Raw genomic sequence first — 24,864 nt, 5'->3', positions numbered from 1 at the left:
AAAATTCCTTTCTTGTACGTCATGCGGTGAGTATTTGGTGAGAAATGATTCTCTTTTTAAAAAAGCACCTGATCGATTCTTACATGATCAGGTGCGATAACGTCTATCTATTCCTTGCTTTCTTCTTTCTTGATACAACAGCCGCGGCTCCGCCGGCTAATAGCAGCAGAATACCGGCCGTGACCGGCATCATACCGTCCGTATCACCGGTTTTCGGCAGGTTTTTGCCTGTATCCGAGTGATTGGTTTTACCATTGGTATCAGGGTGATGCCCGCCTTGATTCGTTTGATGATTCGGTGTGTCTTTCCCAGGTGCGGGATTTTTTAATTTCTTATTAGAAACGACGACCTCAACGGCTTTTGACTGTCCTTTTTCAATTGTGAATTCAATTGGTTTTTCGTTCAGCTGATAGCCGTCAGGCGCTTTTGTTTCGATAAATCGATACTGCCCGGGCGCTAATCCTTTCACCGTAAACCGGCCCTTTTGATCCGTCTTCCATACCGCCGGCCGTTCTTTGCTGCCGCCGGTGTTTACCGGATGTCCGGCAGAATCCGTGATCTTGAATTCAGCACCTTCCAGCACCTTATTTTTATCGTCATGATCCACTTTTGTCAGTGTGACATCACCAGGCGTCAGTGTATTCTCCGCACTGATTTCGACTGGTTTTATGTCGGTATTTGTGATCTTGAATGATATTGGCGTTTGATCCAAACTGTAAAGTTCAGGCGCTTTTGTTTCGATAAATTGATATTCGCCCGCTTTCAGTCCCCGTACATTAATTTGTCCGTGCTCATCTGTCGTCAGACCCTCTGTCAGTACTTTGCCGTTTGCATCTGTCAGATTAAACTTTGCACCTTGCAGGACTTTCCGTTTGTCACCTTGATCCGATTTTGTGAGAACAACGCTGTTCTTGATGTTAACTGCAGTCAGGGCAGCCTGATTCGGTTTTCCGCTGTTCTCAGCCTTAATCGTAAACGGCACAGGGGTTGTTGACAGCAGATAACCATCCGGCGCTTTTGTTTCAACAAATTGATAGTTTCCGGGCGCCAAACCGCCGGCGTCAATTTTGCCGCCTTCTTTTGTCATCAGATCGTCTCTTACGGTTTTTCCATCACTGTCAATGATTTTAAATTCTGCACCGTCTAAAACGTTTCCGTCTTGATCCTTCTTGATCAGCTGGACAGAGCCTTTATAGTTGACTGCCGTTCCTGCGTCAGTTGACTCCGGCTTTCCTTCCGCTGTTTCTGAGATGGTAAACTCTTTTTTCTCCGTATTTAACACATAACCGTCGGGTGCTTTCGTTTCAATGAAGGCGTAATGACCCGGTGCAAGACCGGACGTTTCTACTTTTCCGTCCTTATCTGAAACCAGATCTTCTTTAACCGTTTTTCCATCACGGTCGACGATTTTGAAGACTGCACCTTCAAGCTTCTTGCCTTCCGCATCTTCCTTCGTCAGCCGGACAGAGCCTTTATAGTTGACGGCCGTTCCTGCGTCAGTTGACTCCGGCTTTCCTTCCGCCGATTCTGAGATGGTAAACTCCACTTTCTCCGTATTTAACACATAACCGTTGGGCGCTTTCGTTTCGATGAAGGCGTAATGACCGGGTGCAAGGCCGGATGTTTTTACTTTTCCGTCCTTATCTGAAACCAGATCTTCTTTAACCGTTTTACCATCACTGTCGATGATTTTGAAAACTGCACCTTCAAGGTTTCGGCCTTCCGCATCTTCCTTCGTCAGCCGGACAGAGCCTTTATAGTTGACGGCCGTTCCCGCGTCAGTTGACTCCGGTTTTCCTTCCGCTGTTTCTGAGATGGTAAACTCCACTTTCTCCGTATTTAACACATAACCGTCGGGCGCTTTCGTTTCGATGAAGGCGTAGTGACCGGGTGCAAGGCCGGATGTTTCTATTTTTCCGTCCTTATCTGAAACCAGATCTTTCTGAACCGTTTTACCATCCTGGTCGACGATTTTGAAAACTGCGCCTTCAAGATTCCCGCCGTCTGCATCTTTCTTCGTTAAAGCGGCTTTTCCTTTATAATTCACCATTGATCCCAATTCAACATCAGGTACTTGATTCTTTTCGTTCTTTGCGATTGAGAAGTGAATAGCTTTTGTGTTTACGATAAACCCTGATGGGGCTTTCGTCTCCATCAGCCGATAGTATCCGGCGGGCAAACCGTTTATCTCAACTTTCCCATTTTTATCGCTTTCAATATTATTTTTTATCAGAGTATAGGTACCGTCGCTTGATTTTTTCTCAAGCTTAAATACAGCAGCGGCCAAAGGATTATTGTTTTCGTCTTTTTTGATAAGCGTCACCTTATTTTTTTGATTTATGACTTTATAGAGTGCTCCTGCTGCGGAGGATTTACCGTCAATCGTAACGGAGACCCCGTTTACATAGGCGTCGCTGATGGTGTAGCCGTCCGGAGCTTTTATTTCTTTCAGTACATAGGTTCCGTAACGGATATTCCCAAACGCAAGTTTACCGGCATCGTCTGTTGTGCCCGTACGAAGCAGCTGCTTGCCGTCTTTAGACCATAATTGAAAGTCGGCTCCTGAAAGAGATGTTCCGTCTGATCCTGTTTTAGATATCGTCAGGCTTCCCTTCTCTCCTGATCCTGAGCCGCCGCCGCTTGAAATGGCGACAAACACTGAGCTGTTGTTCTCTTGGGTCTGCTCCTCAACATTTGTCCCTGATATCGACACTTTGTTGCTGACCTGACCGCTGCTGCCGGAAATATTAATGAGAGAACGATATTGTATGACATACGCACGGTCGATTTGTTTATAGCTGCCTGTAAAGGTGAGGACAAATGATTGTTCACCGGTGGCATTGTCAGTTTTTATATCTAATTTATAGTCCTTATCTTTTTCAAGCTTCACATCACCCGGAATAAGATTTCCGCTGCTGTCTTTCATAACGCCGCTCTCATTATATTTTGCTTGATATACTTTAAAAGAATCTTCATCTATTATTTGATTCTCATCCGGGGTGTCTTTGACTTTTACGTCATCCAGTGTCGATTGGCTGGCATTGACATTGATGTTCCAATCGATATAGTTTCCGTTCTGTTTGCCGCCTTTAGAAATCAGGTTTCCTCCGTTTGCGATGGAAACTGAACCCGTCAGCGTTCGGTCTGCATGGTCATTATTAAAGTACTCTGCTTTGTTTGTGTATTGACTCTGTTTAATGACCTGGCCTTTTAATGACGTTTTAAATTCAATCAGGTATGGTAAAGCGTCATCTGTTTTGAGACGTACGATTAACGTATTTTTGTTGCCGTCTGACGGCTCTTCTATTTCATATTTTGAAGGATCCAGCGCCTCTCCTTCAGTGATGGAGCCGTTTTTGCTGATGGTATACGTTTTAACAGCAACCGATCCATGCAAAAATTGCTGACCATCTGTGATCGTATCTTTTATATAAGGATTTTTTGAAGGTTCGCCATTATAATTGATGCCGACTTTCCATGTGATTTCTTTTGAAACGGCGTTGTATGAGCCGTTTTTGAATCCGTTATGGGACGTCTGATTGTTCGGTGTGAAGCCGCTCGATTCCTTATTTGTGCGTTTGCCGCCGTTTTTATCCGTCCATGTCGACTCAGCCGTATTCTTAATGGGTTCGTTTGAAAAGTCAGCGTTGAATTTTGTCTTATACGTGATCTTAAACTGACTGTTTGTTTCTGCATAATCCCCGATCAATGCTATTGTAAAGCCTTGATTTCCGGGTTTTTTTGTTAATATATAGTCTGTTCCTTCTTTCAGCGTTTTGTTATCAGTCGTGTCTTGCATGTGAAATGAATCGTCAATGAGCGCCAGGCCTCCGCTGGTGAATTGATCATCCAGCGTCCAGTCTTTCATTGTGTAACCGTTTTTATTAACTGTGATTGTCCAATCAACCGTCTTCTTCTCATAGTCTGCATTTGAATAATTTTTGATCAGATTCTGCTGAATGGCGGTTCCCGGAGTTTCCTTTGATTCCCCTGTATCTGTCATTGCTGTATTGGTGTATTTGACAGGACTGTCAATAATGACCCCATCGTTGACTTGAGATTGATAAATGATCTTATATGCTCCTGTGACAGTTTGCTTGAATTTTATTTCAAAGCCGTTCCCGTTATCAGTCAGCGTATAATCCTCACCCTCTTTTAATGGGGCGCCCTCTTGTTCGCTGCCGTTCTGGCTGAATGTAATCGGAAGGACTTTCAATGAACCGGGAACAAGATGCAGATCGTCTGATCCGAACGTATCCTTGATGCCGGCTTTGGATTGATCAATCTTTTTCTCACCGTAGTTGTACATAACAGCCCAGCTGAACGTTTGGGATTCTCCTTTATAACCTGTCGAAGATTTTTCTATCATTTTTCCGTAACCCGCTGTTACGGAAGCTTCCGCAGAAATTGGCTCCGCATTGTCTCCGCTGAATGCCGCCTTGTTTGTCAGCGTGATGTTTCCGCCTTTACCCGGCTTTGCCTCATCTTTAATTTCCGTGTCATATATGAGCCGGTAGGCTGAATCGATCGTCCCGGCGAAGGTGACATTACCGTTTTCGCCAACGGTATAACCTGAAGTTATCTCATTTCCCTGACTCACCGAGCCGTCAATATTCACATCAAGTTCATACACTTTCACAGAGCGGAAAGTCAATTCGTCCGGAAGGCTTTCAGTCAATTTCGCATTTTTAACTTCTTCTTCCTTTTTATTAAGATCAACCGTCCACGTTACCTTTCCGGGATTAATACCTTTATCCAATGACCCTGATTTCTCAATGGTTTTATTGACATTCGGTTTAAAATAAACCGTTACGTCCGGCGTATCAGAGTTAACCGGAAACTTAATCTTTTGTGTGGTTGATCCTTTTATTTCTTTCTGATTGAATTGGGTGTTTACATACAATGACCCCTTGACGTTAGTATCTTCTTTTACCTCGCCGTTAAACGTCATGATGACATGGCCGCTCGTATTAATGGAAAAAGTTCCGTACGTACTATCGCCGTCGGTCAATGGCTGGTTCGTAATGTCATTATGCATGATAAATTCTTTAGGCAGATCAAATTCATATCGATCACCGTCGTTTATTGTTTTCCCCAGCTCATTCGGAATCGCCCATTGAATGGTGATATTTGCCGGAGAGTTCGTATTCGCAGGGTTGTTTTTGTCATATGGTTTTCCTTTTTCATCCGTCAATTTCACATCAGTTAAAATATTTTGCGTAATCCGGCTTCCGCCTGATTGAAGGCTTTTAGCGGCAGATTTGCTTGAAACCGCCATTTTTGATTGACTGCGTTTAGCAGAAGGTTTTGATTTCGTTTTCTGTTCTGCTTTATCACCGCCGTCCGCAGATGCTGATTTTTTCTCTGTCTTTTCCTGAGGTTCAGCAGGTGTTGAAGAGGTGTTTTTTTCTGTTTCGGAATCCGTTGTTCCGTCTTTCTTCACAGGTATTAACACCTGCTGGGTCTTGCCGGCATCCAGTTGAAAAAGAGCTTTTGCCATTTTCGTCTCATCTGTTATGTCGGGAGTAAACTTCGCCGACAGTGTAATGGAGCCTTTGGCATCCCCGGCATCTGCTTCAGCATCGTTCACTTTCACTTCCAGCGTGCTGCTGTCTGCTTCAGCTTTATATATACCGATCACCCGATCAGCTGATGTCAGCTCACCTTCGGCATCGTTATCTAATGTAAAACTTTCCGGAATCTTTAAGGTGATATTCCGGTCACTTGCATCTTCCTTGTTTTTTAGTGACCATTCGTATGTCAGTGTCACTTTATCTCCCGGTGCTAAAGCGGGCTCACTCCCTTTTGACCCGTCAACAGTCTGCTGTCTGCCGTCTTTGACTGCAACTGAATCAAAGAACCCGCTCTCGCTTTGTTGTGATCCGGAAGCGGCTGCGATCGGAGTAAAGCTGACAACTTGGCTGAAGATGAAAAACAGCGTAAAGCATGAAATTAATGCCGCCCTCAGCCTTTTGCTTTTTTTCGGGCTGAACGAAAAGTTCCTCACTCCCAATGTCTTATTCCTCCCCTTTTATATAGACTTACGTTCGAACAAGCCGGTAAGCATGGGATTCTCCTTATCCGAACCAAACTACATTGTATGAAATCGGCCTATACAAATTCTGTACATGGGATTATTTCAGAAATAACGCACAAAAAAAGACCGGCATCAGCCGGTCCGGTCATTCAATCGTCAATTGATTTTATCCTTCAATTGTTTATAGCGTTCGTATTCCTTTATCGCCTCTTCTACCTTTCCCAGTTTATTAAATAACTGCAGTTTGTATTGTATAATTTTATCGTCACCGGGCTCTATTTTCTCAACCTGCAGGCAAACATCCATCGCTTGATGATCGTTCTTCTCTTGGATGAGAAAACCAATCAGTTCGTACGCTTTGCTGAGCCACAGATGGGCCAGACGCGCTTTTTCCGGCTCCGCCCACAGATAGCCATTCTCCATGAGATAATGGTTCTCATATGACATGACAATGTCCAGGTGCCGGGTTAGTGCAGCTGCGCTGACCGGAGGAGCCTCTTTTAATGTTTTTTCCCATTCAACTGTATCAACCTTTACTCCGGAAAGCCGGAGAATGTATCCTATATCGGTATTTTCTATTGATTGGCTGAAGGGCAGCTGACCGATTAATTTCCGTATTTGATATATTGTCGAATAGAGCTGGGTGCTTGCTTTTGATACATCATAAGCAGGCCAAAACATCTCCATCAGCATGTCTTTACTGACCGTACGCCCTTGATTAAGAAGTAAAAATGCATACAGTTCACGGGCTTTGGATGTTCTCCACTTGACTGTTATGTATGTTTTGACACCATTTACCGATTGATAAAAGTCCAGGTTCCCAAAACATTGTATAACATAATCCGTCCCGGTATTCTCGTCTGCCGACCTGAGTTTTTTATTCATTCGGATTCGCTCAACAGTTGTCAGCAGCCGGGCATGGTCAACCGGTTTTAAAAGATAATCGACAGCATTTAATTCAAACGCTTTGATCGCGAATTCATTATAAGCGGTGATAAAAACAACTTGGATATTTTCATTGACCTCCTGAATCGATTCAGCAAGCTCAATACCGTTTATCCCGGGCATTTCAATGTCAAGAAACACCGCATCAGCTGCTGAAAGCTCCGAATGCTCCAGAACTTCCGCCGGATCTTGAAACGTTATAATAGATTGAAATGCGTTTGTCCGCTCAAGCATACGATTAAAATGAAGCAATGCCAGTTCCTCATCATCCACAATTAACGCTTTCAAACCGCATCCCACCCGTCAATATAGATATATCTGAAAATAATTTCAATTATACCATGCCTAATGCCCTATATAGTTGGATTCTTTTTCTTTCTCTTGTTGTATCATAACGTTTGTGATTACAATATTTATACATTACATAGGATAATAGAATGCCCCTGAATGGGATAAAGGAGTAATGATGTGAAAGAAAAATTTATTTCGATTTCGATTATTTGCGGCTACGCTGCTTTCTTTATGCTTTTTATGGTCCTGAATCATTTTTCAGGATCATCCCTCCCTCAAGCGGAACAGGGCGTGATCAATCTGGAAAAGTGGGATTTTCAAAAGGATGGAAATGTCCAGCTGAACGGGAAATGGATTCTATATCCAAATCAGATGCTGTCACCGCAGGCGCTTCATTCAGCAAAAGGAAAAAACCCCGTACTCGTTGATGTCCCCGTCAATGTGAAGCTGTTCGGCAAAACGGCCGATGTGGATTACGGGACGTACAAACTGACAATCCGATCAAATGAAGACAATCAGGTTTTGGGGATCAGCACATCTTATATCTACAGTTCAAACCGCCTTTATCTTAATGGGAAATTAATCGGACAGAGCGGCAATCCTACAGAAAAAGCTGATTTTAAGGCGCAGAACAAACCGTACAGCAGCTTTTTCAGGCTTCACAAGGGTGACAATGAACTTGTCCTGCATTTTTCGAATTTCGGAAAAGTTCCCGGCTGGGGGATCGCAAAACCGATAACGTTTGGGACTCAGGAACAAATTATACGCGAGAATCAAATTTCCTTTTTTAATGATTCCATTATGATTACGGCTTTTTTCATTACCGGTTTATATTTTCTCGGCTTTTTTTTGCAACGGACAAAGGATAAACATTTATTGTTCTTTTCCGTGATGTGTCTGCTTTTTTCTGCCATTATTCTTATGATCGGGAAAGAAAGAATTATCTTTCTCCTCTTTCCGTCTATTTCATTTTCATTGCTGAATTCCTTGCGTATCATCTCAACCGTGCTTGTCAGCATGGCGGTTTTTCTTTATCTCTTTTATGCATACAGAGAAATTGTTTCAAAAACGACGATCACCTTTTTAACCGCTTTATCCGGGATTATCTTGATCACTGATTTTATGTCCGGAAGTTTCATTGACCATCTCTCATACATTTTACATTCTGTGCTTGCCGTTACGACTCTGTTTTATATTACATATATTTTTACGATTGCCGCCATAAGAAAAATAAAAGGAAGCACGTACCTTACACTCGCATCCGTCTCGATGAGCGCTTTTGTGATTCTTACTACCATTTCAGCTTACAGCGGCAAAACGGCTTTTTCTTTTAATTCGCTCTATTCATTGCCGACAGTCATCGCTTTATTGGCGGTGGTTCTTCTGATGGCGCAGCAATTCGCCGGAGCTTTCCGGGACAATGAAGTCCTCTCACGGAAATTAGTCAAAATCGACCAACTGAAAGATGAATTTATCGCCAAAACTTCACACGAATTCAAGACGCCGCTGAACAGCATTATTAATATATGCCAAACCCTTGTAGCCGGCAGAAAAAAGAAGACGATAGAGGAAGAGAAAGAAAATATGCAGCTGATCATCCGTATGGGCTACAGACTTTCTGATCTCGTAAATGATATTCTTGACTTGGAAAAAATGAAGCAGGGTATGCTGCAGATTCGTCCGGTTCCCGTCGATGTGCGTGCCGTCATATGCAGTGAGATGAACTTCTACCGGCTTTTATCCAAACATAAAAAACTTGCCATTCTTAATCATGTGCCGGACGGCCTCCCTTTGGTGCTTGCAGATGAAAACCGATTCCGGCAAATCTTAACCAATCTTGTTGAAAACGCAATCAAGTACACATCCGAGGGGAACATTATTCTTTCTGCTGAAAGCCTGAATGACAAAATGATTCAAATCACGGTGGCCGATACCGGCAGCGGCATTCCTGAGGCTGATCTTGAAACCATTTTTGATTCTTTTCAGCAAGCGGGAGGGACGGAAGAAGGTGGAACGGGTTTAGGTTTAAGTATTGTGAAACAGCTCGTCAAGCTCCAAAACGGGGACATCTGGGCGGAGTCAGCGGCGGCGCAAGGATCAGCCTTTCATTTTACGTTACCCGCCGCTCAAATTGATTCTTTACCGGAAGCAAAGACCGAACTTCCTGAATCACATCCCGGGCAGAGAATGTCGGATATTTCGCTGGTCACGCCTTATTACTCAGAAAAAATCGATGCTCCGACGATTCTGATCGTCGACGATAACATCGAGAGTTTAAAAATTTTAACTGATATGCTGGAAGGTGTTCCTTATAACGTAATCGCAGTAAAAAGCGGAAAAGAGGCGCTTCAAGCTGTCTCTTCCTCGAAGCTTGACTTGGTCATATTAGACTTGATGATGCCCGACATGACGGGTTTTGAAGTCTGCACAAACATCCGCGAAAGATTCAGCATGGTCGATCTGCCGGTTCTTATCGTTACGGCAGCCATTATCAGCCATGACAAATACAAGGCGTTTCATGCCGGAGCAAACGACATCTTACAAAAGCCTTATCATTACTCTGAATTCACCGCGCGTATTAAAAATTTAATTTTGATGAAGCATACGGCTCACCAAGCCACAAATTTAGAAATGGCATTTCTTCAGTCGCAGATTAAGCCTCATTTTCTTTACAACGTATTAAATACGATCATCGCGCTCAGCCATTTGGATATTGAAAAAGCACGGGAAACCACTGCTGCATTTACAAACTATTTAAGGATGAGTTTTGATTTTCAAAACACTTCGGACATCAGCTCATTCAGAAACGAACTTTCTATCATTACGTCATATCTTTCTATAGAAAAAACACGCTTCGGCAAACGGCTTGATATCCTTTTTGATATTGAACAGGACATTGACTTCCCCCTTCCGCCTTTAATGATACAGCCATTGGTGGAAAACGCCGTTCATCACGGGATCAGTAAGAAAAGAGGCGGCGGACGGATAAAGCTGACAGCGAAAAAACAAGGCGAAAACACGTATTTTATCAAAGTGGAGGATAATGGAACCGGCATCATGCCGGGCATACAGAAAGATATTTTGTCTTCTGATGTTAATCGCAGTGTCGGCCTGAAAAATATCAATCGGCGGCTGAAGCATTTTTGCGGAAGTGAATTGACGATCACCAGCACCCCGGATGAGGGCACCGCTGTTTCGATGATGATTCACACTGCCGGCACAACGGATGATTCGAACTCACTAAAAACGTCTTCATTAAGATACTGATTAACTTCAGAAGGCTTGTAAATACTTCTGCCGGCTGTCGGGGAATTCCCGTCAGCCTTTATTTACCCAAAAAGACGTAAAAACAAAAAAGCTTGAAGAAAAAGTGATATCTTCTCCAAGCTTAGATGATCCGCACCAGTCTGGCCGTTTTCACTTAAGAAATCGTAACTCCCGCGCTTGCATATCCCGCCACTGTATTAATAAGCGAAAGGCCTGTCGCAGTGGCGGAGAATACCATTAACAGCCGGGTTTGAGGAGTTACCGCAATGTTCAGCCCTGTCGTGATTCCGTTGCTGATGCTGCCGATTGACAATATGCCGGTGAGGGGAGGAGCTAAAGTGACGGATGCTCCGGGGATCGGCGTGAACGTATTGTTCGGCACTGTGGAACTGTATAATTGTGCGGTTATCGTAACAGTCGAGCCGACAAGCGACAATGCTGCGGTTGTACTGAAATAGGCGGCAATTGATGTAATGGTTCCGCTTCTCGGAGCCGAAAAAGCAAAGTTCAGCAGAGTTCCTCCAGCCCCGGTAAGATCAATTGCACCTCCCCCTCCGACATTGACGCCCGTCACAGAATTGCCGAAGCCGACAAGGCTCACCGTTCCGATTAATCCGCCGGCAATGGTCGTCACGGCAGTTGGAAGACCTGAAGCATAGGGAATGATCGCGCCTGCTCCGGTTACTCCTGTTGCCCCGGTCGAGCCTGTTATCCCAGTAGCTCCTGTTGCTCCGGTTACTCCCGTTACCCCAGTTGCACCTGTTACTCCGGTCGCTCCCGTTACTCCAGTGGCTCCCGTTACCCCGGTCGAGCCTGTTACTCCGGTGGCTCCCGTTATCCCAGTTGATCCCGTTACTCCAGTGGCTCCCGTTATCCCAGTTACTCCGGTCGCTCCGGTTACTCCAGTTGATCCCGTTACTCCGGTGGCGCCGGTTATTCCTGTTGCTCCAGTATCCCCGGTTACTCCCGTTACCCCGGTCGAGCCTGTTACTCCGGTTGTTCCCGTTACTCCGATGGCTCCCGTTATTCCAGTTGCGCCGGTTACTCCCGTTGCTCCCGTTATCCCAGTTGATCCGGTTACTCCGGTGGCTCCCGTTATCCCAGTTGATCCCGTTACTCCAGTGGCTCCCGTTACCCCGGTGGCGCCGGTTATTCCTGTTGCTCCAGTATCCCCGGTTACTCCCGTTACCCCGGTCGAGCCTGTTACTCCGGTGGCTCCCGTTACCCCGGTTGTTCCCGTTACTCCGATGGCTCCCGTTATTCCAGTTGCGCCGGTTACTCCAGTGGCTCCCGTTATCCCAGTTGATCCGGTTACTCCGGTGGCTCCCGTTATCCCAGTTGATCCCGTTACTCCAGTGGCTCCCGTTATCCCGGTGGCGCCGGTTATTCCAGTCGAGCCTGTTACTCCGGTTGCGCCGGTTACTCCCGTTGCTCCCGTTACTCCGGTGGCACCGGTTATTCCAGTCGCACCGGTTGCTCCGGTCGAGCCCGTTACTCCCGTTGCTCCGGTGGCGCCGGTTGCTCCAGTCGCGCCGGGATCTCCAGTGACGCCGGTTACCCCAGTCGCTCCGGTATTCCCGGTCGAGCCCGTTGCTCCAGTGAATCCCGTTGCTCCAGTAAACCCCGTTGCTCCAGTGAACCCCGTTGCTCCAGTCAGCCCTGTTGCTCCGGTCAGCCCCGTTGCTCCGGTCAGCCCCGTTGCTCCGGTCAGCCCCGTTGCTCCGGTGAATCCTCTTACATGAAAATGATTTGGATGACAGCATGGACACCATCTTTCATGACAGCAAGAAGTTTTGCAACAGAATTCTTCACAGCAATGGGCCCGATTTTGATAACTGCGCCTTTGATTTCTTCTTTTATGTTGAAAATGACAGCAACAATCATTGCAATTCCGGCAGTCGTAATCCCAAGAGTCGTATCTGTTATACCAAGTATCTCCTTTTCTCATTACACCACCTCTATTTGCATAATATTTCCACGAGAAAAAAAGGTGTGGCAAAATCCCACTTCTATTGGGCAAATTTTCAAATGTTCGTTAAGGTTGCATCATGCAGCATTTACAGAAAAAAGACCTAACTGTGCATAAGTCAGGTCTTTCATCTTTAAAATATCAGACTGCTATTTTCATGAGGTTGTCGGGAAACTTATGCTGTTAAAATCGATATTGAGAGCAGTTGCTGTCGTTAAATTATTAGCAGTTGTGAAAATAACCCTGAGCTGGTAAGTGTTCGTTCCTGTGGTCGGCGCAGTATCCACTGTTGTATCAGCAATCGAAAAACTATCCGTAGCTGCGAGAGTACTGGTTCGCGACAGAGTTCTTGTATGAATTTGCACTGCTCCCCTATATAATCTCACTTCAAAAACAAAGTTTGAATTGGCTGCAGTTGTTAACGCGACACTGAGTGCATAATCCAGCTTTACATTCTGCAAAGCATTAACTGGGACTGCCAGCGTAGCAACGGGAACTTCTGTATTTAACGGCGGATAAACAGTGAGCGGCCCGTTGGTTCTTGTGAAGAGCAAGGTTGGTGTACTGCCTGTGGCGCCGGTTGGTCCGGTTGGGCCCGTTGCTCCTGTGGCTCCTGTTGACCCGGTTGCTCCTGTTACTCCGGTTGGGCCAGTTGCTCCGGTTGGCCCTGTTGCGCCGGTCGATCCTGTGGCGCCGGTGAGCCCGGTTGCTCCCGTTACTCCAGTTACTCCCGTGGCTCCTGTTACTCCCGTTACTCCCGTTGCTCCAGTCAAGCCGGTTGGGCCCGTTATTCCGGTTACTCCGGTTGAGCCTGTTGGCCCTGTTGCACCGGTTGGTCCGGTCGCTCCGGTGGCTCCTGTTACTCCAGTTGCACCCGTTGCTCCTGTTACTCCCGTTGATCCAGTCAAGCCGGTTGGACCCGTTATTCCGGTTACTCCGGTCGATCCGGTTGAGCCTGTTGGCCCTGTTGCACCGGTTGGTCCGGTCGCTCCAGTTGAACCGGTCGCTCCGGTGGCTCCGGTGAGCCCGGTTGCTCCCGTTACTCCTGTGGCTCCTGTTGCTCCAGTTAGTCCTGTTACACCAGTTATTCCCGTTACTCCAGTTGGACCAGTTGCTCCGGTTGAACCTGTTACCCCTGTTGCGCCTGTCGCTCCGGTTGAACCTGTTACACCTGTTGGGCCAGTTTCTCCCATTGCACCGGTTACTCCTGTTGCTCCAGTTACACCGGTTATTCCTGTTGACCCTGTTACACCAGTCGCTCCGGTTTCTCCTGTTGACCCTGTTACACCGGTTGTTCCCGTTACTCCGGTTGGGCCGGTTTCTCCCGTTAAACCAGTCGGTCCGGTTGAACCAGTCACTCCCGTTGAACCTGTTGATCCTGTTGGACCCGTTACCCCAGTCACTCCTGTTGAGCCAGTTTCTCCGGTTGCGCCAGTAACTCCAGTTGAGCCGGTTATCCCCGTCGCCCCAGTCGCTCCGGTTATCCCCGTTGACCCTGTCGCTCCTGTTGAACCGGTTGCACCTGTTACTCCTGTTGGGCCGGTTTCTCCTGTTGAGCCAGTCGGTCCGGTTGAACCAATTGCTCCTGTCGCTCCAGTTGCACCTGTTAGCCCGGTTGAGCCCGTGACCCCAGTTGCTCCGGTTGCGCCAGTCGCTCCTGTTATCCCCGTTGACCCAGTCACTCCAGTTGCACCGGTTGAGCCTGTTGCTCCTGTTGAACCAGTTGCTCCAGGTGATCCCGTTGCACCTGTTACTCCAGTCGCCCCTGTTGGGCCAGTTGATCCCGTTACTCCGGTTGCGCCGGTTTCTCCAGTAGCTCCGGTATCCCCGGTCGAGCCAGTTGCTCCGGTTGAACCTGTTATCCCCGTTGCCCCAGTCACACCAGTTGCACCTGTTGATCCGGTTGCTCCCGTTGAGCCCGTTGAGCCGGTTGGGCCTGTCGATCCAGTTACACCAGTTGGGCCGGTTTCTCCGGTTGAACCTGTTACTCCAGTTGATCCCGTTACACCAGTTACCCCCGTTACACCAGTTATCCCCGTTACACCGGTTATCCCCGTTACACCAGTTATCCCCGTTACACCAGTTGGACCCGTTGCTCCGGTTGCGCCGGTTTCTCCCGTTACACCGGTTGGGCCGGTTGGGCCTGTTACTCCAGTTGATCCCGTTACACCAGTTACCCCCGTTACACCAGTTATCCCCGTTACACCAGTTATCCCCGTTACACCGGTTATCCCCGTTACACCAGTTATCCCCGTTACACCAGTTGGACCCGTTGCTCCGGTTGCGCCGGTTTCTCCCGTTACACCGGTTGGGCCGGTTGGGCCTGTCGATCCCGTTTCTCCGGTTTCTCCTGTCGCCCCGGTTACTCCGGTTGTTCCCGTGATTCCGGTTGGGCCTGTTATTCCGGTTGGGCCTGTTATTCCTGTTGCTCCGGTTTCTCCTGTCGCCCCAGTCACACCCGTTGGACCGGTTGGCCCTGTTACTCCTGTTGGGCCGGTTGAACCGGTTGTGCCTGTCGATCCCGTTGGGCCTGTTATTCCGGTTGTACCGGTTGCGCCAGTCGCTCCAGTTGCTCCGGTTTCTCCTGTTGAGCCAGTAACCCCTGTTGGGCCAGTCACACCTGTTGGGCCCGTCGCGCCTGTTATTCCAGTTAGCCCGGTTACACCAGTTGCGCCTGTTGCTCCGGTTGATCCCGTTATTCCGGTCGCTCCTGTTGCACCGGTTGAGCCTGTTGCTCCTGTTATCCCCGTTTCTCCAGTCACTCCAGTTGCTCCGGTTTCTCCTGTTACACCGGTTGGGCCGGTTGATCCTGTTGGACCCGTGATTCCGGTTGGGCCTGTTATTCCTGTTGCTCCGGTTTCTCCCGTTGCTCCGGTTGAGCCGGTTTCTCCTGTTGAGCCAGTTTCTCCAGTTGCACCTGTTGATCCCGTTACTCCGGTTTCTCCTGTCGATCCTGTTGCTCCTGTTATTCCGGTTGAGCCTGTTGATCCCGTTGGACCGGCCTCTCCCGTTGAACCTGTTGATCCTGTTGGACCCGTTACCCCAGTCACTCCTGTTGAGCCAGTTTCTCCGGTTGCGCCAGTAACTCCAGTTGAGCCGGTTATCCCCGTCGCCCCGGTTGCTCCTGTCGCTCCAGTTGCACCTGTTATCCCGGTTGAGCCCGTGACCCCAGTTGCTCCGGTTGCGCCAGTCGCTCCTGTTATCCCCGTTGACCCAGTCACTCCAGTTGCACCGGTTGAGCCTGTTGCTCCTGTTGAACCAGTTGGGCCTGTTGCTCCAGGTGATCCCGTTGCACCTGTTACTCCAGTCGCCCCTGTTACTCCAGTTGATCCCGTTACACCAGTTATCCCCGTTACACCAGTTGGACCCGTTGCTCCGGTTGAGCCGGTTTCTCCCGTTACGCCGGTTGTGCCGGTTGAGCCTGTCGATCCCGTTGCTCCGGTTTCTCCTGTCGCCCCAGTCACACCCGTTGCTCCAGTCACACCCGTTGGACCGGTTGGCCCTGTTACTCCTGTTGGGCCGGTTGAACCGGTTGTGCCTGTCGATCCCGTTGGGCCTGTTATTCCGGTTGTACCGGTTGCGCCAGTCGCTCCAGTTGCACCGGTTGAGCCAGTTGGGCCTGTTGCACCTGTTGATCCAGTTGCACCTGTTGATCCCGTTACTCCGGTTTCTCCTGTCGATCCTGTTGCTCCTGTTATTCCGGTTGAGCCTGTTGATCCCGTTGGACCGGCCTCTCCCGTTGGGCCGGTTGATCCGGTTACACCCGTTACCCCAGTCGCTCCTGTTGTTCCCGTTGCTCCGGTCGATCCGGTTGGGCCTGTTGCGCCGGTCGATCCCGTTGAGCCCGTGGTTCCGGTTTCTCCTGTTGGCCCTGTTGCGCCGGTTGGACCTGTCGATCCTGTTGCACCGGTTGAGCCAGTTGGGCCGGTCGATCCCGTTGCACCTGTTGCTCCGGTTGAACCAGTTACTCCGGTTGGGCCGATCTCTCCCGTTGGGCCGATTTCTCCAGTTACACCCGTTGCCCCTGTTGGGCCTGTTGATCCCGTTACTCCTGTTGGGCCGGTTTCTCCGATTGAACCTGTTGCTCCGGTTGGACCGGTCTCTCCCGTCGGGCCGATTTCTCCAGTTACACCCGTTGCCCCTGTTGGGCCTGTTGATCCCGTGGTTCCGGTTTCTCCTGTTGGCCCTGTTGCGCCGGTTGGGCCAGTTTCTCCCGTTGCACCGGTTACACCTGTTGAGCCCGTTACACCAGTTGGACCCGTTACTCCGGTTGAGCCGGTTTCTCCCGTTGAGCCAGTTGAGCCAGTCGCGCCGGTTGAACCTGTTACTCCTGTGGATCCCGTTACTCCTGCTGGGCCGGTTTCTCCCGTTGCCCCAGTTACTCCTGTTGGGCCAGTTACTCCCGTTACTCCGGTTACTCCTCTTGCTCCCGTTGCTCCGGTCGATCCGGTTGGGCCTGTTATTCCTGTTGCTCCGGTTTCTCCGGTCGCCCCAGTTACTCCCGTTGCTCCAGTCACACCCGTTGCACCGGTTGGGCCTGTTACTCCTGTTACTCCAGTTGATCCCGTTGCGCCAGTCGCTCCGGTTGAACCGGTTACACCAGTTGCGCCTGTTGAGCCGGTTGCTCCAGTTACCCCCGTTGATCCTGTTGAGCCCGTTGCACCAGTCGTTCCGGTTACTCCGGTTACACCAGTTGCGCCTGTTGAGCCGGTTATTCCAGTTATACCAGTTGATCCCGTTGGACCTGTTTCCCCAGTTACACCTGTTGGGCCGGTTGGGCCGGTTTCTCCAGTTATACCTGTCGCCCCAGTTTCCCCTGTTATTCCGGTTGTACCTGTCACTCCCGTTGGTCCAGTCTCCCCCGTTGGACCGGTCGAGCCTGTTATTCCGGTCGCTCCTGTTGTTCCCGTTCTCCCGGTTACACCCGTGACCCCAGTCGATCCTGTCGATCCCGTTACTCCTGCTGGGCCGGTTACTCCCGTCGCACCGGTTTCTCCTCTTGCTCCAGTCACTCCGGTTGAGCCAGTAGCTCCGGTATCCCCGGTCGATCCAGTTACTCCGGTTACCCCAGTCACTCCAGTTGCACCTGTTGATCCCGTTACTCCGGTTTCTCCTGTCGATCCTGTTGCTCCTGTTATTCCGGTTGAGCCTGTTGATCCCGTTGGACCGGCCTCTCCCGTTGGGCCGGTTGATCCGGTTACACCCGTTACCCCAGTCGCTCCTGTTATCCCCGTCGCACCGGTTTCTCCTGTTACACCCGTTGGACCTGTTCCCCCGGTTGCGCCTGTTTCTCCAGTTAATCCCGTCGCACCAGTTGAGCCGGTTGCGCCTGTCGGTCCGGTTGTTCCCGTTCCCCCGGTTACACCCGTTACCCCAGTCGCTCCTGTCGATCCAGTTGGACCCGTTACTCCGGTGGGGCCTGTTGATCCCGTTGCGCCTGTTATTCCTGTTGACCCGCTTACTCCGGTTGGACCAGTTACACCAGTCGCTCCTGTTGGACCGGTCAAGCCGGTTGGGCCCGTTGCACCAGTTACTCCTGTCGCTCCTCTTACTCCAGTTACTCCGGTTGAGCCCGTAGTTCCGGTTGCTCCCGTTGCACCAGTTACTCCGGTCGCTCCTCTTGCTCCAGTTACTCCGGTTGAGCCAGTGGTTCCGGTTGCTCCTCTTGCTCCAGTTACACCAGTCGAGCCGGTAGCTCCAGTTACTCCCGTCGTCCCTGTTACTCCTGTCGGACCAGTCACTCCGGTTGGGCCGGTTACACCCGTTGATCCTGTCGACCCGATTGAGCCGGTTACTCCTGTGGGACCTGTTACTCCAGTTGCCCCTGTTACTCCGGTTGATCCAGTCATTCCAGTCGACCCAGTCGCTCCTCTTGCTCCGGTCACTCCTGTGGGGCCCGTCACTCCTGTGGGACCTGTAATTCCCGTTACGCCAGGTTCACCCCCGGTTTGCGCCAATGAAACATCGTCTATTAAAACCGTTCCGGAAGAAACTTTACTTACTACAATGACGGCAAAGGCCGCGCCAGAAGGCACAGTACTTGTTTTATAGATTTCAGACCATGTGTGAAAGAGAACGTTCGGCAAATTTCCGGGTGTAATATTTTCTTGAATGGAACTGATTTGTTCACCTGCTGCGCTGACATAGATGATCTGGAGAGTGACTTGGGGACTTGGCTCATTTCCGAGCGTTGCGAGTGATACGAATAGAGTCACTGACTTGGCTGAAATTGGAACGATTTGACTGAGGTAAGCATATGGCTGAGCTCCAATAAATTGCGCAGAATATCTCCCTGAATGTGCAAACAAACTGTTAATCTGGGTATTTGCCGAACTCCACCCCGCTAATGTGCCGGTTTCAAAGCTTCCGTTTATAATCGGATTATTCATTCAATCTTTTTCCCTCTCCTTCCCGTTGTTGACCGTCTTACTTATTAAGACAGCATATTAATACGGGCTGTGTTTTGACAATCTAAATAAAAAAGGTGATTTCTTTTCATCACCTTAATCCGATCCTTGAATGGGGAATCCCGTCGCAATGAGGGAGCGGTTTGCCGCTGCGACTTGTGTTACGTAATTCGAAGAAAGGACGGATAAATAGAGCTGATACGCGGCTGCTTCATCCGCCTTCATTTCGTCGATGTACGTAAAAGGAATTCCTATGATTTGCCCGCCTGAAGAAAAGAGGTTCCGCTCTTGTCTCTGTGTTTGTATCGATACGCCATTTCTTTGCAGCTCGAGAGCTAAGACCAATGAGAAATGAGACGCGAGCGGATCTAATTCCACATTTACTTGTATGACGGCATCCGTTTTCACCAATTGATCTGTCGGCGCGGCTATCACTGCGCTTAACACGTTTATCGGTGTTCCTTCTAACGGAATCATCATCTGGTCTGCTGTATTTTGAAAAGCTACCGCAGGAACCGCTCCCGGCGGCCCCTCAGGCCCCGGGGGACCGGGCGGACCCGCCTCCCCTTGCGGACCGCGGGAGCCGGCGGGGCCTCTTTTGCCTTCGGGACCTCGCAGCCCCGGTACGCACAAGGCAGATCGATTTTCATCTGAAGACGGAAACCGTTTTTCTGTCCCTGTTTCCGGTCTTTCATGTTCACATGGTAATTGTTCATACCGGCGTTTCATATGTCTGCTCATATATTTGTAAGGTTTCTGTTTCAATATCATGTATTGATTACGGCCGCTGCTCATATTATCACCCCGGCCATATTCTATTCGCACTGGAGTCATCATGTGCAGGCCCTTCCCCTTCCTTACAGAAATAAAAAAAAGGCAGACCTGAGTCTGCCTTTTTTTCTTCTACCATAACCCTAATACTTTCCACCATAATCCGCCGATCACAAGCCATGTCACAATATGGACGATTGACAGGATAAAGCCGATGGACCACCATTTGCTTTGCGATATATAACCCGCTCCGAAAAAGACCGGAGCCGCTCCTGAGCCGTAATGCGTCGTCGAACCGAAAAGGTTGCTGAAAAACGCCAGGCTGAGCGCCGCCAACAGCGGCGGAGCGCCTGCCGCCACGATGACGGCGAGAAATGCCGCATACATGGCGCTGATATGCGCGGTTGCGCTCGCAAAGAAGTAATGCGTGTAATAATACACGACAATCAGAATCATAAATGCCACAATCCATGAAAAACCGGAAACAGATGATTTCATCATATTGCTGAACCAAGACACCATGCCGAGCTCATTCAGGAAATTCGCCAGCATCACAAGCGCCGCGAACCAAGTCAGCGTATCCCATGCACCTTGTTCCTTTTTGATGTCCTCCCATGTTAATACCTGTGACAAAAGCAAAACGGATAATCCGATCAGGGCCGTCGTCGTTGCATCAATATTTAAGCTTCCTCCGAAAATCCACAGCGCAAGCACCAATAAAAAGACGATGACCATGGAGAGTTCGGATTTTTTAAACGGACCCATTTCTTTCAATTTTTCCGTTGCGATTTTAGCCGCATCCGGTGTTTCTTTAATTTCCGGCGGATACAGCTTATAAATGACCAGCGGCGTAATGATTAAGCTCGCCAATCCCGGTACAATGGCCGCGATTGCCCAGCTTGTCCATGTGATGTCCACCCCTGCGACATCGTGGGCCAGCTTGGCGATCAGCGGATTCGCCGCCATTGCCGTCAAAAACATCGCAGACGTAATCAAGTTTCCTTGAAAACCGGTTTTTAATAAGAAAGCGCCGATTTTCCGCTCTGTTCCGTCTGCCGGCGTTGATCCGAAAGTTTCGGATAATGATCTGATAATAGGAAAAATAATGCCGCCCGCCCGTGCCGTGTTGCTCGGAATGGCAGGTGATAAAATTAAATCACTGAAAAGCAGTGAATAAGAAAGGCCGAGTGTTTTCTTCCCGAACCGTTGTACGAATACGTAAGAAATCCTGGCGCCGAGCCCGGTTTTGATGAATCCCCGGGAAATAAAAAAGGCGATGACAATCAGCCAGATTGTCTTGTTTCCAAATCCGCTTAACGTATTTTCAATAGATAGCGTTCCCGTTAACGCGGTGACTGCCAATGCAAAAATTGCAATTGCGCCCATTGGCAAGGGCTTGGAGATAAAGCCGATAATTGTTGCGACAAAAATAGCGAACAAATGCCATGCTTTAGGTTCAAGTCCGGACGGCGCGGGAATAAACCAAATGATTAATCCCATAGCAACAGTAATAAGCAAAGGAATGATTTTTACTGCCTGCTGTTTTTTTGCGTCTTTTTCTGAAGCCATTACAGGTCTCCTCCTATTTTGTTGTCTTCCATCCCCTATCCCATTTTACTACTTAACTAAGTTAATAAACGTTTTTGTTAATTAAAAAACACAAAGGAATATTTTCCTTTGTGTTTCTTGTTTATTATTTTAATATGCCCGACCCGGCTTTAGATATAACATCTGATTTTACATTTGATGATGAGCCGATGGAACCGTGCAATGACGGTGTCCAGCCGACGGACTGACTTAATCCGTTGGCGGCTGACGCATTAATGGAGGAGCCGTTTAAAAGAGTGCCGTCTTCATGAAGTGCTTTTCCGCCGCTGAAGACGCTGATGACTTTATCAGCAGCCAGTCCCGGCACTTCAAAGAAATTATTCTGGGCATATATTTTTGACGCGTGGCCCGCGCCCCACGCATAGCTGAACGGGTATGCGGCACTTTTAGAGCCTGCGTAAAAATTATTATAAATATGAACCTGCCCGTACCGGACCCGCGGTGCGCGCTGGACGATGTTCTGGTAATAGTTATGGTGAATGGTCACCTTCAGTTTTCCTTCATCCGACGTCTTGCTGTCGCTGTTTCCGATGACAGAGCCTTTGTCATGGTCATGATATTTATTATAGGACAATGTAATATAATTCGCCCCGTTGGCTATATCCGTCTGGCCGTCATGGTGCTGATATTTTCTCCCGTAATAGTAGGGAAAACCGCTGTCGGGATTCGATCCGTCATTAAAGGTGCAATGATCGATCCAGATGTGCGTCGCGCCGTTAATGGTGATATTGTCATATTCCGAGTTCCAGTTGCCGCTGCTGCCGTCCGTCGGGTCCCATTGCGGAAAATAGTCGTAAGCGTCTTGAAATTCAATGTTGCGGATGATGACATTGTTGACGCCGTTCTTAATATTAAAATTCCCGCCTGTCACTTTGGCATTTGAACCCGAGCCGATGATCGTCGTATTTGAAGGAATGTCAACCACGACCCGTGCCTTCTGGTTTTTTTGCGATCGCTGTCTGGCGTCTTCCTGGGTGCCTGACGGCGCTTTTTTTCCCCATTTGTCCGGGTCGTACGCCTTCAGATAGGCGTTCGGATCATATGCCGGATCTTTATAATCATGAAAGCCGAGCGTTTTATTGCGGTCGTCCGTATTCATATTGATTGTGCCTTGTATGTAAATAATCTTCGGCGTGCTGTTGGCGCTTCCCCCTAATGCAGAAACGAGCTGCTGTCTGTTTGATACGGTGTATACATTCGATGAAGAGGCTTTCGCGCCGCCGGTTGTCCCGCCGGAAGCGGCTCCCCAGCCGTCATTTGTTCCTAACGTCTGCCGTCCCAGATCAGCGGCATAGACGTCCGCAGGGATCATACACAAACAAACCGCCAGCATAAATAACAATTTTTTCATGAATTGTGCTCCTCCTGATTCTTTGTTCCAATTTATTACAATTGAATTGTATCAAATCAGTTGAGAAACAGCACCGAAAATGTACAGAATGCGCCTTTCGGTTTTATTGCGGAAACCGCAAAAAAATCCCAAGGGGACCGAAAACCCCTTGGGATCTGTTCAGCTTACGCCCATGATTTCACTTTTTCGTTATCCGTGACAAACAGAAGAACTTTTCCTTCATCTAAGCGCTTTTCAAATTGTGATGCTTCCTCTTCTGAAAAGCCGATTTCGTGAATTTTGTTGCGGAGCTCGTCGCCTTTTTTATTAAACATATTGCCGACTGCGTGTTTAATGCCCGTTTCTTTCGCTCCGATGGTATTGACATCAGTATTATCGGCCAGGCGGTCCGTTCTGTCGTCATCATGAGAAAGCACATATACATCTTCTTTTGCGACACCCAGCTGCTGAAGCTCTTTTACGTCCTGCATCAGTTTTTGATCATTTGTATATTCTCTTACTACCGGTTTCATTGATAAGTCCTCCCTTTTGTTTTGTATATTGGATGTTTACCCGCTCAATCAAGGATCAAACAAAAGAAGGAGAGTTCCGTGAAAAATCGGGCAGATTGTCGGTGGATATTTTCTGGCGGGACATGTTACAGTAGGGAAAGCTACTTCTATCAGAAAAATAAAAATCTTCATGAGCCGATCAAGCAGGGAGGTGGTTCCTATCCATTACTTTTCACCGGAACAGCGATTTAACGCTTGGGTTGTCAGTGATTTAGTGAAGCAGGTATTCCGCCGGCAAACCCGCTGCCCGGATGGAATAAAAGAGCTTACGGCCTTTGCTGAAGATACTTTTCATATTAATATCGATTTCGTTTTCTCTATGATTATCAATATCGGTGATATCGAATCCGTTCTGCCGACAGAAATTGAAAATAAGCTGGGTTCTTACCTGACCGCGCTTCAGCCCGTGATTACCGCTGACATGCTTCATTCTTCAAAAACGAATGCCTATGAATATTTGGAACATGAGAAAAACACCGATGTGTACCGGTTATTCTATTAAATATGCATATAAGGAAAGAAGGGCCCTGGCCCTTCTTTTTTTATGGCCGCTGACGGTTTGATTTTGTAATCGGGAAATGGTTCGTGTTACATTTGGAACAACCACTTATCTTGAAGGAGGATTCAGTATGCCGAATAATCAGCAGCAAATTCAATTGGCAAGACGCCCCAAAGGCGTTCCCGCCCATGACGATTTCCGCTTTGAAACGATTGCCGTGCCCGAACCGAAAGACGGCGAAGTGCTTGTGAAAACAAGTTATGTGTCCGTTGATCCGTACATGCGCGGACGGATGCAGGATACAAAATCATATGTAGAGCCGTTCGCTTTAGATGAAGCCATAACAGGCGGAGTGATTGCCGAGGTTCTGACAGACGGCGATAAGCTGAAAAAAGGAGATGTTGTGATCGGAAATCTCGCATGGCAGGAATATTCAGCCGTCAATGAGTCCGCCCTCCGCAAGTTGGATACGGATATCGCACCCGCCCAGGCGTATCTCGGCATTTTAGGGATGACCGGACTGACCGCTTACTTCGGGCTGCTCGATATCGGCCGTCCGAAAAAAGGCGAAACCGTCGTCGTTTCAGGCGCGGCGGGCGCCGTCGGCTCAACAGTCGGACAGATTGCCAAAATCAAAGGCGCGCGGGTTGTCGGCATCGCCGGATCTGATGAAAAAATCGCGTATTTGAAAGAGGAGCTTCAATTTGATGAAGCCATTAATTACAAAACGGCGGATGATATTCAAAAAGCGCTGGAACAGGCATGTCCTGACGGCGTCGATGTCTATTTTGACAATGTCGGCGGACCGATTTCAGATGCGGTGATAAACCTGCTGAATGAATTCGCCCGCATTCCGGTATGCGGAGCGATCTCATCGTACAATACCGAAAGTGAAGAAGAAAACATGGGCCCCCGCGTCCAGCCGAAGCTGATCAAAACAAAAGCGCTGATGCAGGGATTCATCGTCAGTGATTATGCTGACCGCTTTTCCGAAGGTGCGAAACAATTGGCCGAATGGCTTAAGGACGGAAAGCTTCATTATGAAGAAACGATTACGGAAGGATTCAGCCATATTCCTGACGCGTTCCTCGGCCTGTTTAAAGGAGAAAACAAAGGCAAACAGATCATCAAAGTCAGTGATCTAAGTTAACATGATGATAAAAAAAAG

General features: G+C 48.5%; 11 protein-coding genes and 2 pseudogenes. 5 read left to right on the top strand and 8 right to left on the bottom strand.

The genetic code is table 11. From position 1 onward, the window contains the following. Positions 1–103: 103 nt before the first annotated feature. Positions 104–6,013: a SpaA isopeptide-forming pilin-related protein gene (locus NYE42_RS03815; protein WP_352426769.1), complete on the bottom strand. Its 5,910-nt coding sequence runs from the start codon at positions 6,011–6,013 to the stop codon at positions 104–106. A 180-nt stretch (positions 6,014–6,193) separates the two neighbouring features. Continuing rightward, positions 6,194–7,270, bottom strand: a complete 1,077-nt coding sequence (locus NYE42_RS03810; protein WP_047935440.1) for a response regulator — start codon at positions 7,268–7,270, stop codon at positions 6,194–6,196. A 234-nt stretch (positions 7,271–7,504) separates the two neighbouring features. Here NYE42_RS03810 and NYE42_RS03805 point away from each other — a divergent pair. Beyond that, positions 7,505–9,388: pseudogene (locus NYE42_RS03805) on the top strand (sensor histidine kinase); the annotation flags it as partial. Positions 9,389–9,460: 72 nt separating this feature from the next. Beyond that, entirely contained in the window at positions 9,461–10,540 is a 1,080-nt protein-coding gene (locus tag NYE42_RS03800) for a response regulator (RefSeq protein WP_257645095.1), read from the top strand. 154 nt (positions 10,541–10,694) lie between these two features. Here the strand turns inward: NYE42_RS03800 and NYE42_RS03795 are convergent, their stop codons facing one another. Further along, on the bottom strand, positions 10,695–12,488 hold the full coding sequence (locus NYE42_RS03795; RefSeq protein ID WP_352426768.1) for an exosporium glycoprotein BclB-related protein: 1,794 nt from the start codon (positions 12,486–12,488) through the stop codon (positions 10,695–10,697). A 543-nt stretch (positions 12,489–13,031) separates the two neighbouring features. Here NYE42_RS03795 and NYE42_RS03790 point away from each other — a divergent pair. Then, the gene (locus tag NYE42_RS03790) at positions 13,032–18,560 is read left to right on the top strand and encodes a DUF4573 domain-containing protein (RefSeq protein ID WP_352427005.1); all 5,529 of its coding nucleotides are present in this window, start codon (positions 13,032–13,034) and stop codon (positions 18,558–18,560) included. On the opposite strand, the pseudogene NYE42_RS03785 reads toward NYE42_RS03790, so the two are convergent. From NYE42_RS03785 to NYE42_RS03765, 5 genes and pseudogenes are all read right to left on the bottom strand, one after another. Then, positions 18,518–18,898 (bottom strand): annotated as a pseudogene (locus NYE42_RS03785) (NTTRR-F1 domain); the annotation flags it as partial. The gene NYE42_RS03790 and the pseudogene NYE42_RS03785 sit on opposite strands and share 43 nt — an antisense overlap. Positions 18,899–19,012: 114 nt before the next feature. Beyond that, positions 19,013–19,711, bottom strand: a complete 699-nt coding sequence (locus tag NYE42_RS03780; protein WP_352426767.1) for a hypothetical protein — start codon at positions 19,709–19,711, stop codon at positions 19,013–19,015. Between the two features lie 108 nt (positions 19,712–19,819). Further along, complete coding sequence (locus NYE42_RS03775) at positions 19,820–21,256, bottom strand: anion permease (RefSeq protein WP_144664921.1); 1,437 nt, start codon at positions 21,254–21,256, stop codon at positions 19,820–19,822. 124 nt (positions 21,257–21,380) lie between these two features. Beyond that, the gene (locus NYE42_RS03770; protein ID WP_352426766.1) at positions 21,381–22,646 is read right to left on the bottom strand and encodes a pectate lyase; all 1,266 of its coding nucleotides are present in this window, start codon (positions 22,644–22,646) and stop codon (positions 21,381–21,383) included. Positions 22,647–22,810: 164 nt separating this feature from the next. Beyond that, complete coding sequence (locus NYE42_RS03765; RefSeq protein ID WP_003155650.1) at positions 22,811–23,158, bottom strand: general stress protein; 348 nt, start codon at positions 23,156–23,158, stop codon at positions 22,811–22,813. A 190-nt stretch (positions 23,159–23,348) separates the two neighbouring features. Between NYE42_RS03765 and NYE42_RS03760 the strand changes: the two genes are divergently transcribed. Beyond that, complete coding sequence (locus NYE42_RS03760) at positions 23,349–23,699, top strand: DUF3212 family protein (RefSeq protein WP_094032623.1); 351 nt, start codon at positions 23,349–23,351, stop codon at positions 23,697–23,699. Positions 23,700–23,826: 127 nt separating this feature from the next. Then, positions 23,827–24,846: an NADP-dependent oxidoreductase gene (locus NYE42_RS03755; RefSeq protein ID WP_094032622.1), complete on the top strand. Its 1,020-nt coding sequence runs from the start codon at positions 23,827–23,829 to the stop codon at positions 24,844–24,846. Positions 24,847–24,864: the final 18 nt, after the last annotated feature.

This window comes from Bacillus sp. FSL K6-2865, assembly GCF_040311405.1.
Lineage (GTDB): Bacteria > Bacillota > Bacilli > Bacillales > Bacillaceae > Bacillus > Bacillus velezensis.
Note: the sequence above shows the minus strand (reverse complement) of the source record. Positions and strands in the feature narration are given on the sequence as shown.